Below are 14,345 nucleotides of genomic sequence, written 5' to 3' on the forward strand. Positions count from 1 at the left end.
AAGCGCAGCACTAGCCCACCAGGTTCGGGATGCCCGTGAAGACCTGGCGCATGTAGTCGAGCATGACGGACAGCATCCAGGGGCCCGCCACGACGAGGGCGACGAAAATGCCGACCAGCTTGGGGATGAAGGACAGGGTCGCCTCGTTGATCTGCGTTGCCGCCTGGAAAATACTCACGATCAAGCCGATGATGAGGGCGACGAGCAGCATGGGCGCGGCCACCATGAGGGTGATTTCCATCGCATGGCGGCCCAGGGTCATGACGCTTTCGGGTGTCATCGTATTTCCCCTAGTAAAAACTCTGAGACAGCGAGCCCAGCAGTAACTGCCAGCCATCGACCAGCACGAACAGCATCAGCTTGAACGGCAGCGAGATCGTCGCCGGCGACATCATCATCATCCCCATCGACATCAGCACGCTGGCGACCACCATGTCGATGATCAGGAACGGGATGAAGATGGCAAAGCCGATCTGGAACGCCGTCTTCAGTTCGCTGGTGACGAAGGCGGGCACGAGGATGCGCAGCGGCACGTCTTCCGGACCTTGCAGGGCCGGCGAGCGCGACATCTTGGCAAACAGGGCCAGGTCGGCCTGGCGCGTCTGCTTGAGCATGAAGGTTTTCAGGGGATCGACGCCCTTGTCCATCGCCTGCTGCATGGTGATCTTGTTTTCCTGATAAGGAAGATACGCATCCGTATAAATCTTGTCGAACACGGGCCCCATGACGAACAGGGTCAGGAACAGGGCCAAGCCCACCAGCACCTGGTTCGGCGGCGCCGATTGCGTGCCGATGGCCTGGCGCAGCAGGGACAGCACGATGATGATGCGCGTAAAGCAGGTCATCATCAGGAGGGCCGCCGGCAGGAAGGTGAGCGACGTCATCAGGATGAGCGTCTGCACCGGCAACGAGTAATTCTGGCCTCCGCCTGGGGCCGGCGTGCTGTTGAAGGCCGGAATGCCCGGCTGGGCCATGGCCCACAGCGGCAAGGCCAGGGCGGCGGCCGCCAGCAGCCAGGTCAGGGGAGTCTTCAAGGTGGACCACGCCATCTGCTGCTTATTTCCCATTGCGTTTTTCGATGGTCTGTTTCAGCCACTCGGAAAAATTGGCGGCCGCGGGGCCGTTTTGCGCCGTGGCCAGTTGCGGCAAGTCGCCTTCCTGGCGCGGCATGGTGGCCAGCGCGTTGATCCTGCCGGGCGAGGCGCCGACGACGATCCACTGGTCGGCCACTTCGACGAGGACGATGCGTTCGCGTCCGCCCAGGTTGAGCGAGCTGACGACGCGCATCTTGCTGTTGCCGCCCATGACCTTGGGGCCATAGCGCTTCATGAACCAGGCCAGGCCGATCAGGAGGGCCAGCACGAACACGAGTGCGAAGATGGTTTGCAGCAAGCTGCCGGCCGAGCTGGTCGGCGCCATCGTCATCGGTGCGCCGGGCGGCATGGCGGGCAGGGCGGAGGCAGGCGCGGAGGCCGGCACCGCCGTTGCAGCTGAGGCGGCCGGCGCCGTGGCGGCTGGCGATGCCTCGCTTGCCGCCGCGACGGAAGCGCTGGCGGCGCTGGCCGCCGGCGCCGATGCCGGTTCGGCGTGCGCGATGCTGCATGCCGCCAGGAACGGCAGCACAGTGGAAATCAACAGGCCAGGCTTCATTTATTCAATTTTCGGATGCGTTCGGAAGGCGTGATGATGTCCGTCAGGCGGATGCCGAACTTGTCATTCACCACCACCACTTCGCCCTGGGCGATCAGGCAGCCGTTCACCAGCACGTCCATCGGTTCGCCGGCCAGGCCGTCGAGCTCGACCACGGAACCCTGCGCCAGTTGCAGCAGGTTCTTGATGGCGATCTTGGTGCGGCCCAGTTCGACCGTCAGCTGCACGGGGATATCGAGGATGAAATCGATATCGTTGTGCGTTTCCGACTTCGATGCCTGCTTGGAAAAGTCCTTGAACACGGCGGCGCTGGCCGCGCTGGCCGTATTGGCGGCCTGGTTTTGCAGCGCTTCGGCTTCCGCCTTGGCCTGCTCGGCAATGGCCGCGCCCCAATCGTCTTCCGCGCTTTGGTCGTCTTGGTTGTCAGACATGTGTTTCTCCTGTTGTACAGATGCGGGCCGCAGCGGCCCGGGTATTTTTTAATGATTGTTCATGTTATCGGCGTTAGCCAGCAACTTTTCAACCTTCAGCGCATATTGTCCGTTCAACACGCCGTACGTGCAATCCATCACGGGCACGCCGTCGACGGTGGCGGCGATCAGTTCGGGAATATTCAGCGGGATGATGTCGCCCACCTTCATGTTCAGGATTTCATCGAACGACACGCGCGCCGTGCCCAGCGAAGCCACCAGCTCGACTTCGGCGATCTGGATCTGCTGCGTCATCAGGCGGATCCAGCGCTTGTCCACTTCCAGCGCCTCGCCCTGCAGGCTGGAGGTCAGCGAATCGCGGATCGGCTCGATCATCGAATACGGCATGCAAAAGTGGATTTGTCCGGAAACGGAGCCCAATTCCACCGTAAACGTGGACGCCACCACCACCTCGTTCGGCGTGGCGATGTTGGCGAACTGCGTGTTCATTTCTGAACGGATATATTCGAACTCGACGGGGAAGACCGGCTCCCACGACTTGGTGTACGCTTCGAAGACGATGTCGAGGATGCGCAGGATGATGCGCTGCTCCGTCTGCGTAAAGTCGCGTCCTTCGACGCGCGTATGGAAGCGTCCGTCGCCGCCGAACAGGTTGTCGACCAGCAAGAACACGAGGCCCGGATCGAAGACCATCAAGGCCGTGCCGCGCAGCGGCTTCATGTGCACCAAATTCAGGTTGGTCGGCACCACCAGGTTACGGATGAACTCGCTGTATTTCGATACGCGCACGGAACCGACCGACACTTCGGCGCTGCGGCGCAGGAAGTTGAACAGGCCCACGCGCAGCAGCCGGGCGAAACGCTCGTTGATAATTTCCAACGTTGGCATCCGGCCGCGCACGATGCGCTCCTGGGTTGCCAGGTTGTAGGTACGAACTCCCGTGACATCTTCCGGCGCCTGCGCGTCGTCCTGGTCTCCGTTGACGCCCTTCAGAAGGGCATCGACTTCTTCCTGGGAGAGGAAATTATCGGCCATGGCTGCTTATTGAATGATGAATGCGGTAAATAATACGTCCGTCACGTCCTGCTCCGGCCCTTTGTCCTCGAACGGCTGGTTCACCTGATTGATGATTTCGGCCGCCAGTTGCTGCTTGCCTTCCACGGTATTGAGTTCGGACGCCTTCTTGCCGGACAGCAGCAGCAATAAACGGCTGCGCACTTTCGGCATGTTGACCTTGATCAAGTCCATTTCTTCCGGGCTGCTGGCCTGCAAGGTAAACGCGATTTGCAGGTATTGCTCGCCATTTTCCGGCTGCAAGTTGACGGTGAAGGCATCGATGGGCACGAAGACGGGCGGACCTGCCTTGGAAGCGGCATGTTTTTTCTTGCTGGGCGCCGATTCTTCTTTATCGGCCTTGCCATGCAGGAAATACCAGGCGGCACCGCCACCGATACTGCCAGCCACCAGCACCGAGGCCAGCACGATGATCAGAAGCTTCTTTTTCGAGGCGCCGGCGGGAGCCAGGCCTGCATCTGCTTTCGGATCTGCTTTCATTTTTGGATTTGCTTTCAATGGTACTCGAGTGCATGGAAGTGGATCACGACGCCATTATGTCATTATCGGCAAATTCTGCGCAGAAGGATGCAGTGAAAAGAGGGCGGAAGCGCCCTCAACTCGCTGTTTTTAGACGAAAAGTTACGTCAGGGGGCGCGCCAGCGGCTGGTGGACGACGAATTGTCCTCAGGCAAAGGTATCCACGGCACTCAGGCTGGGCCGGCTGCGCCCGCCTGCCGCCGGCGCGATGGCGATCTCGCCACCCGTTACGCCGCCGCCCTGGCCATTGCCACGGCGTCCGCCGGATGCTTCCCGGTTACCCTGGCCCTGCTGTTCCGGCGTGCCGGCCGAGACGGTGGCGCTGCCAAAGGCAATGCCCGCTTCGCTCATCATCTCGCGCAGGCGCGGCATGGCCGCTTCCAGCGCCTGGCGTACTTCCGGCTGGGCCGACATGAAGGCGGCATCGGCCTGGTCATTGGTGACTGTCAGTACCACTTGCACAGGTCCCAGGTCGGGCGGATTCAAGGTCAGGGTAGCGCTCTGGTCGCCGCCGGCCGCCATCCACACGACTTTCTGTCCCAGTTGCTGGTCCCAGGCCGGCGTGCCGACCCGGCCCGTCAGCTTGTCGGCCGGCACCGCCACGGCGGCTGCCGCCTGCTGCAGCGCGCCCGGCTGCAATTGGGCCGCCAGGCGGCTCAGGTCGGCAGGTGTTTCCTTGAGAATCGGTTCGGCCACGGCGGCGCCCGCCTTGGCGGTGGCAGCCAGCTGGGCGTCGATGGCCAGCTTGCCAGGTTCGGCCTTGCCGGTTGGCACGCTGGCGCCCGGTGTGGCGACCGTCCTCCCCTGGGCCTGGCCCAGGCTGTCGGCAAAGTCGCCGCCGTCGGCTTGCGCGATGACGGTGGCGGCAGCCTTGCCGCTGCCCTGGCCCGCTGCCAGCAAGGGGCCTGTGGCCGGGTTCTTGCCGTCGGCCTTGATGCTGGCGCGCGCGGGCAGTTCCGGCACGGCCTTGGCGGCTGCGGCCGGCGGCTGGATGGCCAGCTGGATGCTGCCCACCAGGGCCAGCATCTCGGCGGCCGGATCGGCTGGCGGCGCGACTGTCGCGGTAACGGGGGCGGCGGGTACGCTGGCCTCGGCCGGGGCGCTGGTGTTGTCGGCGGTGGTGGGCGCAGCCGCCTCGCTGGATTGCGCTGGCGGCTGTTCGCTGCTGGCCGCCTGTTCGGTACCCGTTGGCGCCGGTTTCGCTTCGCTCGCTGGCGCCTGGGCCGGTGTGGCCGCGGGGCTGGCAGGACGTGCCGCCGGCGCAGGCGCTTGTACTTGCGCCTGCGCCATATTGCGGCTGGCCTGGCGCTGCTCGATCTGGCGGTTCAGGGTGCGCTGGAAGTCGCCCGCCGTGCCGCTGGTGGTCGGCTGGCTGCGGTTGGCGGCGCCCGGCGTGGCGTTCGGCGAGATAATCTGGGAAATCGGTGTTGGCTGGGTTTGCATGATGCTGCCTCAGTGTTGCTTAGCGTTTGTAATAGGCTTGTCGCGCCGCGTGCTCATCCATTGCTTTCTGGTCGCGTTTGTTTTCCAGCTTCAGCGCCTGTTCCTGCGCCCGGTTGTTCAGGGTGGTGTACGACATGCGCTTGCGTTCGGCCAGCTGCCAGCGCATCTTTTCATTGTCGCTGCGCGCCTGCGCATGCTCGACTACCTGCTGCTGGCCCAGGATGGCGCTGTCAAGCTTGACCATGAAGGCCTGGAAGTTGCGGTAAGCCATGGGCGTAATGCCGCTGCTCATGCTTGTCTCGAAGCGCTTGGCGTAGTCGTCGCGGTAGCCGGACAGCATGTCGAGCTTCTGGCGGCAATCGTCGAGCGCTTTCAGGGCCGCGCCCAGGCGCTTGGCGCAGTCATCCGTTTCGCGCTGGGCAAGGTCGATCAGGGTTGCAAGTTGGGAAGGAGAAGCCATGGCTGATTATATTCCCGCTATGCAAGCCCTAATCAGTCGAATAGAGCGGTAAGTTGCCCCAAGCTCTCGTCCATGCTGACCCGCTCCGTGATTTGCTGTTGCAAAAACGCCTCGATCTTTTCATGCAGGGCGATGGCCTGGTCCAGTACGGGGTCGGTGCCGGCACTGTAGGCGCCCACGCTGATCAGGTCGCGGCTGCGTTCATAGCGCGAATACAGCTGTTTCAGCTTGCGCGCCTGCTGCTGGTGTTCATGCGTGGTAATCGAGTGGGCGGCGCGCGAAATCGATTGCTCGATGTCGATGGCGGGATAATGGCCCGCTTCGGCCAGGCGGCGGTTCAGCACGATATGGCCGTCGAGAATCGCGCGCGCCGAGTCGGCGATCGGGTCTTGCTGGTCGTCGCCCTCGGTCAGCACGGTGTAGAAGGCCGTGATCGAGCCGCCGCCTTCCTCGCCATTGCCGGCCCGCTCCACCAGCACGGGCAGCTTGGCGAAGACGGACGGCGGATAGCCCTTGGTGGCGGGCGGTTCGCCGATGGCCAGGGCGATTTCGCGCTGCGCCATGGCGTAGCGGGTCAGCGAATCCATGATCAGCAGCACGTTTTGCCCCTGGTCGCGGAAGTGTTCGGCAATCGCCGTCGCATACGCGGCCCCTTGCAGGCGCATCAGCGGCGGCGTGTCGGCCGGTGCGGCCACGACGACGGAGCGGGCCAGGCCTTCGGGTCCGAGGATCTGTTCGATGAATTCTTTTACTTCGCGTCCCCGTTCGCCGATCAGGCCGACGACGATCACATCCGCCTCCGTGTAGCGGGCCATCATGCCCAGCAGCACGCTCTTGCCCACGCCGGAACCGGCGAACAGGCCCATGCGCTGGCCGCGCCCCACGGTCAGCATGGCGTTGATCGAGCGCACGCCCACGTCGAGGGTATCGACGATGGGGGCGCGGCCCAGGGGATTGGCGGGGCGTACATTGATGGGGGCGCTGTCCGTCGTGTGCAGCGGGCCCAGCTGGTCGAGCGGGCGGCCCGCGCCGTCGAGCACGCGGCCCAGCAGTTGCGGACCCACGGGCAGGTGGCGCGCGCGGTCGCTGGGGCGGCGGCGCGGGTGCGCCACGCTGCCGGGACGGGGAATGGCCGGTTCGACGGAAAACACGCGCGTGCCGGGCACGATGCCCTCGACGTCGCTTTGCGGCATCAAAAACAGGCGTTCGCCTTCAAAACCGACCACTTCTGCCTCGACCCGGCCGCCATTCGGCAGCGGCACGGTGCAGGCGGCGCCGACGGCCAGGCGCAGGCCCACGGCTTCCATCACCAGGCCGGCCACGCGCGTGACGCGGCCTGAAATCTGCATCGGTTCGACAAAGCCGACCACGGCCGTACAGTCGCTCAGGTAGGCGCGCCAGCGCGCCGCATGGGCAGCAGGGCCTTTGACGGGCTCGCTCACGGCGCCAGCCAGTCCAGGTCTTTGCCCAGCGCATGCGTCAGGCGGTGCCAGCGGGTGGACGTCTGCGCATCGATCTGGTTGCTGGCTGTGTCGATCTTGCAACCGCCACGTTCCACGGACGGGTCTTCGATGACGCGCCAGCCGCCCTTGTCGAGCTCATCGCCGATGCCGTCGCGCACCACTTGCGCATCGTCCGGGTTGAGCATCAGCAAGGCTGGTTGTTGCAGTACAGGCAAGTATTCGATGGCTTCGCGCACCATCGGCAGCATCAGCTCGGGGCGCACGGGCAGGGCCGTCTTCAGCATGCCCTTGGCCAGCTGCAAGGCCAGTTCCATCACGTCATTGGCGATCAGCTCGTCGGCCTGGTGCACGGCCGTGCCGAAGTCGACGGCGATGGTTTGCAAATGCGCCAGTTCCACGGCGGACGCCGCCTTGCCTTCCGCATACGATTGCGCATGGCCATCGGCATGCCCGGCCGCATGGCCTTCCGCATAGCCGGCCGCGCGGCCTTCGTCGAAGGCCGTGGCGCGCGCTTCCTCGCGGATGGCGTCGAGTTCTTCCTGCGTCGGGTATTCCAGCGGCGGGGCCAGTTCTTCCTGGTGCAGCTCGCCGTAGGGATCGGCTTCCGGATCGATTTCGGGCTCGGGATCCGGTTCCAGCAGCTTGCGCGCCGCCACCACGCTGGGACGCTCGTCGCCAAACGAGGTCATTTCCCAGCGCTGGTAGGCGGTTTGTTGCTCTTTGGGAATTAAACTAGACAAACGAATCCTCGCCTTTTCCGCCTAAGACAATCTGCCCCTCGTCCGCCAGGCGGCGCACGATCTGCAGGATCTGTTTCTGCTGCGATTCCACTTCCGACAGGCGCACGGGGCCTTTCGATTCCAGGTCTTCGCGCATCATCTCGCCGGCGCGCTGCGACATGTTCTTGAAGATCTTGTCGCGCAGCTCTTGCGAGGCGCCTTTCAGGGCGATGATCAGCATTTCCGACTGCACTTCGCGCAGCAGCAGCTGGATGCCGCGGTCGTCGATATCGATCACGTTGTCGAACACGAACATTTCGTCCATGATCTTTTGCGCCATGTCATTGTCGTAATTCTTGATATTGTCCATGACGGAGCCTTCTTGCTCGCCGCTCATGAAGTTCAGGATCTCGGCCGCCGCGCGCACGCCGCCCAGCGACGATTTCTTGATGTTTTCGTTACCGGACAGCAGTTTCGTCAGCACGTCGTTGAGCTCGCGCAAGGCGGCCGGCTGCACGCCGTCCAGGGTGGCGATGCGCAAGACCACGTCGTTGCGCAGGCGGTCCGTGAAATGGCCGAGGATTTCGCAGGCCTGGTCGCGTTCCAGGTGGACGAGGATGGTGGCGATGATCTGCGGGTGCTCGTTGCGGATCAGCTCGGACACGGATTGCGAATCCATCCACTTCAGCGATTCGATGCCGGACGCGTCCTTGCCGCCCAGGATGCGCGACAGCAGCACGGATGCCTTGTCGTCGCCCAGCGCCTTGGTCAGCACCTGGCGGATGTATTCGTCCGAATCGAGGCCGACGGTGGAATTGAGTTCCGTCTGCGCGCGGAAGTCGTCGAGCACCTCGACCACCTGGTCGTGCGCGATGCCCTTCATGGTGGCCATGGCGGCGCCCAGTTTCAGCACTTCGCGCGGCCCGAGGAATTTCATGACCTCGGCCGCTTCGCTCTCGCCCAGTGCCAGCATCAGGATCGATGCTTTTTGCAGTCCCGTTGTCTCAGTCATTATTGCCTATCCATGCTTTGATTACGTTGGCCACGACGCGCGGGTCTTCCTGCGCCAGTTTCCGGGCCATCGCCAGGTTTTCGCGATAACCGCGGGCCGTATCTTCTTCCAGTTCCTCCAGCTCCGCTTCGCTGAGCAGGACTTCGTTTTCTTCGCCGTCCTTGCTCAGTTCCGGCTCGATGACGGGCGGCGGGGCGCCGAAATCGTCGATCTTGCGCATGACCGGGCGCAGCATCGGGCGTACGATCTTGATGAATATATACAGCAGGATCAGGGCCGTGATGAGGAATTTCGCCAGTTCCTTGGCCAGCGGCAAGTTGGCCGGGTCGCGCCACCACTCCAGCTTGCCTTCCGGCGCGCGGTCGATGCCGTCGAAGGGCGAGTTGGCCACGCTGAAGCTGTCGCCGCGCTCCTTGTTGTAGCCCATCGCTTCCTTGACCAGGTTATTGATCTGGATCATTTCTGCTGGGGAAATCGGCTTGACCGTGACCTTGCCATCCTTGTCGAAGCTGCGGCGGTAGTTGACGACGACGGCCACCGACAGGCGGCGCAGGCCGCCCATGGATTTCTGTTCGTAGCGCACGGTCTTGTCGACTTCATAATTCGTCGTCGATTCCTTCTGTGTCGGCGCCGTCGGCGCGCCGCCCGGGGCGCCCGGCGCCTCGGCCGTCAATGGCGCCGTGGCCACGCCTGGCGGCTGGTTCGACAGCGCGCCCGGCACGCCGGACGGGTTGGCATTGCCGGCGCCCGTCGATTCGCTCGTCTGCTGGCTGCGGATGGTGGACGCTTCCGGCGGGGAATTCGGCTTGTAGGTTTCGGCTGCCTGCTCGCTTTGCGAAAAATCAACATCGGCCGTCGCTTCGGCGCGCACATTGCCTTCGCCGACGATGGGCAGCAGGATCGACTCGACCTGCTTGATCACGCTTTGCTGCAATTGCTGCACGTACTTCAGCTGGTTCGGGTCCAGGCTCTTGATGCCGTTGGCACGGTCCTTGTCCTTTTCCTGGTTCGACAGCAGGGTGCCGGCCTGGTCCACCACGGTGACATTGATTGGCAGCAATTCCGGTACGCTGGACGCCACCAGGTGCACGATGGCGCTCACCTGCAGCTGGTCCAGGCCGCGGCCCGGGTGCAGGTTCAGCAGCACGGAAGCCGTCGGTTTTTGCTGTTCGCGCACGAAGACGGATGGTTTGGGCAGGGCCAGGTGGACGCGCGCCGTGTCGACGGCGGACACCGATTCGATCGATTTCGCCAGTTCGCCTTCCAGTGCGCGCTGGAAATTGACCTGTTCCAGGAATTGCGAGACGCCCAGCTTCTGGTTTTCCATCAGCTCGAAACCCACGTTGCCGCCCTTCGGCAAGCCTTGCGCGGCCAGTTTCAGGCGCGCGTCGTGGACTTGCTCGGATGGCACGAGAATGGCGCCGCCGCCTTCGGAAAACTTGTGCTTGATGCCCAGCTGGTCCAGCGATGCGGTGATGGCGCCGCCGTCGCGGTCCGTGTAGTTGGAAAACAGGACCTTGTATTCGGGCGGCTGGTTCCACATGTACAGGGCCACGCCGATGGCGACCAGTGCCGCCACGCCCAGGCCGCGCAGGAAATTCTTGCCCATCGGCGTCTTGGCGAACGCTTGTACGGACTCCACGGGCGAGCGGGCAGGCGCCGGTTCCGGCGGTATGCGGTTCACATCGATTTCTTCGGCTACAGCCATGATTGCCTTCCAGGGCGGTGTATTTACGTGTATTGGGTGGTGCGTGGGGGCCGCTTCCTCGGGAGGATTGGGCGATATGCAGAATTATCCGCCACTGTCACGTGCTTCAATCGTCCAAATAGAAGGCGCTTTTGCCGCCTGCTCGGCCGAGCGGCTGGCGTTGGCGCTGGTATTGTGGAACCCTGGCAACATGTGACGGAAGTTATTGTACCCGTCGTTGCCTTGCAAGCCAGGGTTTTGTTCTCTGGGTGCAACAGGCATGGAACAGTTACGAAGCACACCAGAATCGGGAGGCAAAGTGAAAACAGGCGGTATCGATAGCAGCAGGATCGAGGCGATGATCGCGCAACTGAAGTCGGCGGCCACGCGGCCGGAGGCGAAAATACCGGCGATCCAGACCGAGATGCCGGCGGCGAAGGTGAATTTCGCCGATGCCTTCAAGAGCGCGCTCGACTCCGTGAGCGGCGCGCAAAAAGCCTCGTCCGCGCTGGGCCAGCGCTTTACCATGGGCGATGAAAAGGTCAGCCTGTCGGACGTGATGGTGTCGATGCAAAAGTCGAGCATCGAATTCCAGGCGACGGTGCAGGTGCGCAATAAGTTAGTCTCGGCATATCATGAGATCATGAATATGCAGGTTTGATACAGGCAAGTGTATTGGTTCGTCACGAACGCCTTACAAACCGTAGCGAGCGGAAGCCAGTTGTGGCCGAGAAGCGGAACTGTACTCTAGTACAGTGAGCATCGCAGGCCGCAAATGGCGACGCGCAGTAGGTTTGTAAGGTGTTAACCTAACCCAGCCATGCGGGCGTTGCGCTCGCGTTCCAGGCGCGTGATATAGCGCTGCACATGCGCCAGCATGCTGCGCGGCAGGTCGACGAACTGGCAGCCGAGTCGGCGGTTCAGTTTATTATTCAGCAAGGTCATGTCCAGCGAGTTGCGAATTTGCAAAGTCGCCGTGACGATGCCGACGTCGGGCAAGTCGATGCGGCAGCCGGGATAATTCCGGCCGATGGTCTCGCCCAGCATCAGTTTATTGTCGAGGATGGCGATGCCGCCGCAGCTGATGTCGGCCAGCGGGAACAGGGTGTCGGCGCCGCCCAGCGAGGGCGGCAGGGGAATCGCTACGCGCACGGGATTGCTCACGGGCGTAGTCATGCGGTAATACTCGCGCCGCTGCAAGCGGATCAGTGTTTCTGGAATGGCAATTTTCAAGGCGGGCGTGCCGCCGTAATTGCACTCTTCCACCAGGGCGCTGGCAAACAGGATGCGGATCTTGTCGAGCGAGGTTTCAAACGAAATGCCCTTGGCGGCCACCATGCGCCGGTTCTGGTCGGCATTCACGGAACGGTCGAGGATGACGCTATCGTGGTCGGCATCGACTTCCAGGATGGACGTGACGCACACATCGGATTCACCGTGGATCAGCATGCGGATCAGCTGGTTCTTTTCGCCTATGCTGCGCAGCAAGGCGATGATTTCCCGCCGCGATTCCACTTCAAAATCATGCCAGTTTTCGAGGCCGGAATCCATAATATGTGCTTGCATTGATGCCTGTCTATGTATCGGTGAGGTTGATGCTGGTGTCGGGCGGCGGCGGGATGGGCCCGCCATTCGCAGATTCAATATGATATAACCAGGCCAGCAGTTCCGCAATCGCCCGATACAGGCCGGGCGGAATCTGGCGGTCCAGGTCGACATCCATCAGCAACGCCACCAATTCCTTCGATTCATGCACGAAGACGCCGTGTTCGCGCGCCGTGCTGATGATCTGGTCCGCGATCAGGCCGCTGCCCTTGGCCACCACCTTGGGGGCGGGCGCGCCGCTCTGGTAGGCCAGCGCGACGGCCGTCTGCGGCACCTTGCGCTTGGTGTCGTCAAGCATCGTCCGCTTCCGCTGGCCCGGCGGCGTCCGGCTTGCCGGCGATCGTCAGCGACGTCAATGGCCATCCGGCCGCATCGAGCGACGCTTCCAGCGCCGCCGCATGCTGGCGCAAGGTGTCGGCGCTGCCTTCGCTGCCCGCTTGCAGCTGGATGGCCACGCGGCCGCCCTGCAAGACCACGTGCGCGGCCAAGTCGCCCAGCAGGGGAAACTGGAAGCGCACGTTGCTGCGCCAGGCCGTCGCTTCCCCGTCGCCGTCGCGCCCATCGTGCTGCTGTCCTTCCGGCGCATCCTTGCTGATATCCCACTGCATCTTCTGGCCGGGCCACGCTTCGCCCTGCCACTGTACGCGCGCCTGTTCGTGCGTATGCAGCTGCAAATTGATCAGTTGCGCCGAGGCTAGGTCGGTCCCCGTCCTGGCCGCGTCGCCCTGTGCCGCCTTCTGCATCTGCGGCTCCAGCAGCAGCGACGCCAGCGGCCGCTTGCCTTCGGCCCATTCGGCCACATGCGATTCATAGAACAGACCGCTGCTGCCGACGGCGTCGTGCAGCTTCTGGGCCACCTGGGCCGGGGCGGCGCCCGGCGTGGCCATCAGCGGCGTCTTGCCGACCAGGGACAGGGGCGCGCCGGGCACGCTTTCCGCCTGGCTGAGCACGGTGCTGATGGCGCGCGCGGTGGTGCTCAGCTCGGGCGCGGGCGTGTCGCCAGCCAGGGCGGGCAGCAGATTGGCCGGCGTCAGGGGCGCGCGGCTGAGCAGGGTGGCGGCCGTGCTGCTGGCGCGCGTGCCCGCCTGGGCGGCGCCGGGCTGGGGACCGCGCGTTTCAGCGGCGTCCGGTTCGGCTTCCGCATCCGCATACGTCAGCAGGGCGCTGGCGGGCTGGTCGCGGTTATTGCCGATTTGAAAAGAGGGGCGGGGATTGATGCCGATCAAGGTCAGCGGGATTTCCGTGCCGGGCTGGGCGCCGGCAGGCAGCTGCATGCGGGCCGGCGTACCGGCCACGCGCACGAGAAAGCTGCCGTCGCCCATGCGGGCCAGCACCTGTCCCTGCATGGATTTGCCGATGAGCCCCTGCAGCGAGCGCTGGAACTCGGCCTGGCGCGGGTCGGCGACGGTGTCGGCCGGGCGAGTGCCCTTGATCGGGGTCAAGGGCGTCATGCCGATTGCATCCATCTTCGGCAACATGATAGCGGACCTTGCCCCGTGGGCGCTTACGCGCCGTAGGCGTTTGCCAGGCGCCGCTCGGTGCCGGTGCTGCTGATCAGCTTGGACAATTGCGCCATCCACGGCATGGTGAGGTCGCGGATCTTGCGGTCGTCTTCCAGGATCTGCTTGATCAGGGCGACCTTGCGCTGGCGGCCAGCGCTTTCCAGCACGACTTTTTCTTCATTCGCCTTCAGCGCGGCCACATGTGCGCTGATGCGCTGTTCCAGCGCTTCGAGCGCATCCCAGTCGGCGTTGGTGGCGGCGGTGACCATCTGGCCCGTCAGGGTCTGCATGGCTTCGTAGGTGGTCAGGACTTCTTGATTCGTCATCATGGGTCAGGCGCTCGCAAGGCTGGGCATACGTTTCAAATCGGCGCCAGGCATGGCGGCGGGGGTGGCGCCGATGGCGTTCCAGGTTTCGCGCAGGTCGGTCAGCAGGCGCTGCACTTCTTCCAGCATGGCCAAATCGTTGCGGATATTGGCTGCCAGCAAGCGCGCGCTCATGTATTCATACAGGGCGTCGAGGCCTTCGGCGATCTGGCCGCCCGCTTCCTTGTCCAGGCTGGCGCGCAAGCCATTGTCGATGATCTGGATGGCTTTCGAGATGGACTTGCCTTTCTCGGGAATATTGCCTGAATTCATGTGCATCTGCGCGCTGAGCACGGCCACCAGGGCGCCGTCGTACAGCATGACGATCAGCTTGTGCGGCGAGGCTGAGACGATGCCTGTTTCCAGGCCGACCTTGGCATAGGCATTGACGCCGCGTTGTTGAGTTCCGAACATA

Annotated in this window: 18 protein-coding genes; 1 reads left to right on the plus strand and 17 read right to left on the minus strand. The window is 63.5% G+C overall.

Translation table 11 applies throughout. From position 1 onward, the window contains the following. Positions 1–10: 10 nt before the first annotated feature. From fliQ to fliF, 12 genes are all read right to left on the minus strand, one after another. Positions 11–280 (minus strand): flagellar biosynthesis protein FliQ, encoded by a 270-nt coding sequence (gene fliQ, locus NCG91_RS18480; protein ID WP_035821365.1) that lies wholly within the window; start codon positions 278–280, stop codon positions 11–13. 10 nt (positions 281–290) lie between these two features. Next, positions 291–1,067, minus strand: a complete 777-nt coding sequence (gene fliP, locus NCG91_RS18485) for a flagellar type III secretion system pore protein FliP (protein WP_099377941.1) — start codon at positions 1,065–1,067, stop codon at positions 291–293. Next, entirely contained in the window at positions 1,057–1,650 is a 594-nt protein-coding gene (gene fliO, locus NCG91_RS18490) for a flagellar biosynthetic protein FliO (RefSeq protein ID WP_251350719.1), read from the minus strand. The genes fliP and fliO overlap by 11 nt, the downstream gene beginning before the upstream one ends. Further along, entirely contained in the window at positions 1,647–2,081 is a 435-nt protein-coding gene (fliN, locus tag NCG91_RS18495) for a flagellar motor switch protein FliN (RefSeq protein WP_034754038.1), read from the minus strand. Before fliN ends, fliO begins: the two co-directional genes overlap by 4 nt. A 48-nt stretch (positions 2,082–2,129) precedes the next feature. Beyond that, complete coding sequence (gene fliM / locus NCG91_RS18500; RefSeq protein ID WP_034754035.1) at positions 2,130–3,116, minus strand: flagellar motor switch protein FliM; 987 nt, start codon at positions 3,114–3,116, stop codon at positions 2,130–2,132. 6 nt (positions 3,117–3,122) lie between these two features. Then, entirely contained in the window at positions 3,123–3,635 is a 513-nt protein-coding gene (gene fliL / locus NCG91_RS18505; RefSeq protein WP_099666868.1) for a flagellar basal body-associated protein FliL, read from the minus strand. 186 nt (positions 3,636–3,821) lie between these two features. Further along, positions 3,822–5,117, minus strand: coding sequence for a flagellar hook-length control protein FliK (locus NCG91_RS18510; RefSeq protein ID WP_251350720.1), 1,296 nt, complete (start codon positions 5,115–5,117; stop codon positions 3,822–3,824). Between the two features lie 19 nt (positions 5,118–5,136). Beyond that, positions 5,137–5,577, minus strand: coding sequence for a flagellar export protein FliJ (gene fliJ / locus NCG91_RS18515; RefSeq protein WP_077407817.1), 441 nt, complete (start codon positions 5,575–5,577; stop codon positions 5,137–5,139). Positions 5,578–5,609: 32 nt separating this feature from the next. Continuing rightward, entirely contained in the window at positions 5,610–6,926 is a 1,317-nt protein-coding gene (gene fliI / locus NCG91_RS18520) for a flagellar protein export ATPase FliI (RefSeq protein WP_233516143.1), read from the minus strand. Between the two features lie 89 nt (positions 6,927–7,015). Next, positions 7,016–7,729 carry a flagellar assembly protein FliH gene (locus NCG91_RS18525; RefSeq protein WP_099666869.1) on the minus strand — a complete coding sequence of 238 codons (714 nt, stop codon included), beginning with the start codon at positions 7,727–7,729 and terminating at the stop codon, positions 7,016–7,018. 43 nt (positions 7,730–7,772) lie between these two features. Beyond that, entirely contained in the window at positions 7,773–8,771 is a 999-nt protein-coding gene (gene fliG, locus NCG91_RS18530) for a flagellar motor switch protein FliG (protein WP_077407811.1), read from the minus strand. Further along, complete coding sequence (fliF, locus tag NCG91_RS18535) at positions 8,764–10,479, minus strand: flagellar basal-body MS-ring/collar protein FliF (RefSeq protein WP_251350721.1); 1,716 nt, start codon at positions 10,477–10,479, stop codon at positions 8,764–8,766. The genes fliG and fliF overlap by 8 nt, the downstream gene beginning before the upstream one ends. A gap of 259 nt (positions 10,480–10,738) precedes the next feature. Between fliF and fliE the strand changes: the two genes are divergently transcribed. Further along, complete coding sequence (gene fliE, locus NCG91_RS18540; protein ID WP_494337257.1) at positions 10,739–11,119, plus strand: flagellar hook-basal body complex protein FliE; 381 nt, start codon at positions 10,739–10,741, stop codon at positions 11,117–11,119. 143 nt (positions 11,120–11,262) lie between these two features. Here the strand turns inward: fliE and NCG91_RS18545 are convergent, their stop codons facing one another. Genes NCG91_RS18545 through fliS form a run of 5 tightly spaced genes read right to left on the minus strand, consistent with a single transcriptional unit; the run spans position 11,263 to position 14,344 of the window. Next, entirely contained in the window at positions 11,263–12,009 is a 747-nt protein-coding gene (locus NCG91_RS18545) for a flagellar brake protein (RefSeq protein WP_251350722.1), read from the minus strand. A gap of 25 nt (positions 12,010–12,034) precedes the next feature. Then, entirely contained in the window at positions 12,035–12,361 is a 327-nt protein-coding gene (locus NCG91_RS18550; protein WP_099666872.1) for an EscU/YscU/HrcU family type III secretion system export apparatus switch protein, read from the minus strand. Next, entirely contained in the window at positions 12,354–13,514 is a 1,161-nt protein-coding gene (gene fliK, locus NCG91_RS18555; protein ID WP_251350723.1) for a flagellar hook-length control protein FliK, read from the minus strand. Before fliK ends, NCG91_RS18550 begins: the two co-directional genes overlap by 8 nt. 53 nt (positions 13,515–13,567) lie before the next feature. Next, positions 13,568–13,894 carry a flagellar protein FliT gene (locus NCG91_RS18560; RefSeq protein WP_035821340.1) on the minus strand — a complete coding sequence of 109 codons (327 nt, stop codon included), beginning with the start codon at positions 13,892–13,894 and terminating at the stop codon, positions 13,568–13,570. A gap of 3 nt (positions 13,895–13,897) precedes the next feature. Continuing rightward, complete coding sequence (gene fliS, locus NCG91_RS18565; protein ID WP_251350724.1) at positions 13,898–14,344, minus strand: flagellar export chaperone FliS; 447 nt, start codon at positions 14,342–14,344, stop codon at positions 13,898–13,900. Position 14,345: the final 1 nt, after the last annotated feature.

It is taken from the genome of Janthinobacterium kumbetense (assembly GCF_023703445.1).
Classification (GTDB): domain Bacteria; phylum Pseudomonadota; class Gammaproteobacteria; order Burkholderiales; family Burkholderiaceae_D; genus Janthinobacterium; species Janthinobacterium kumbetense.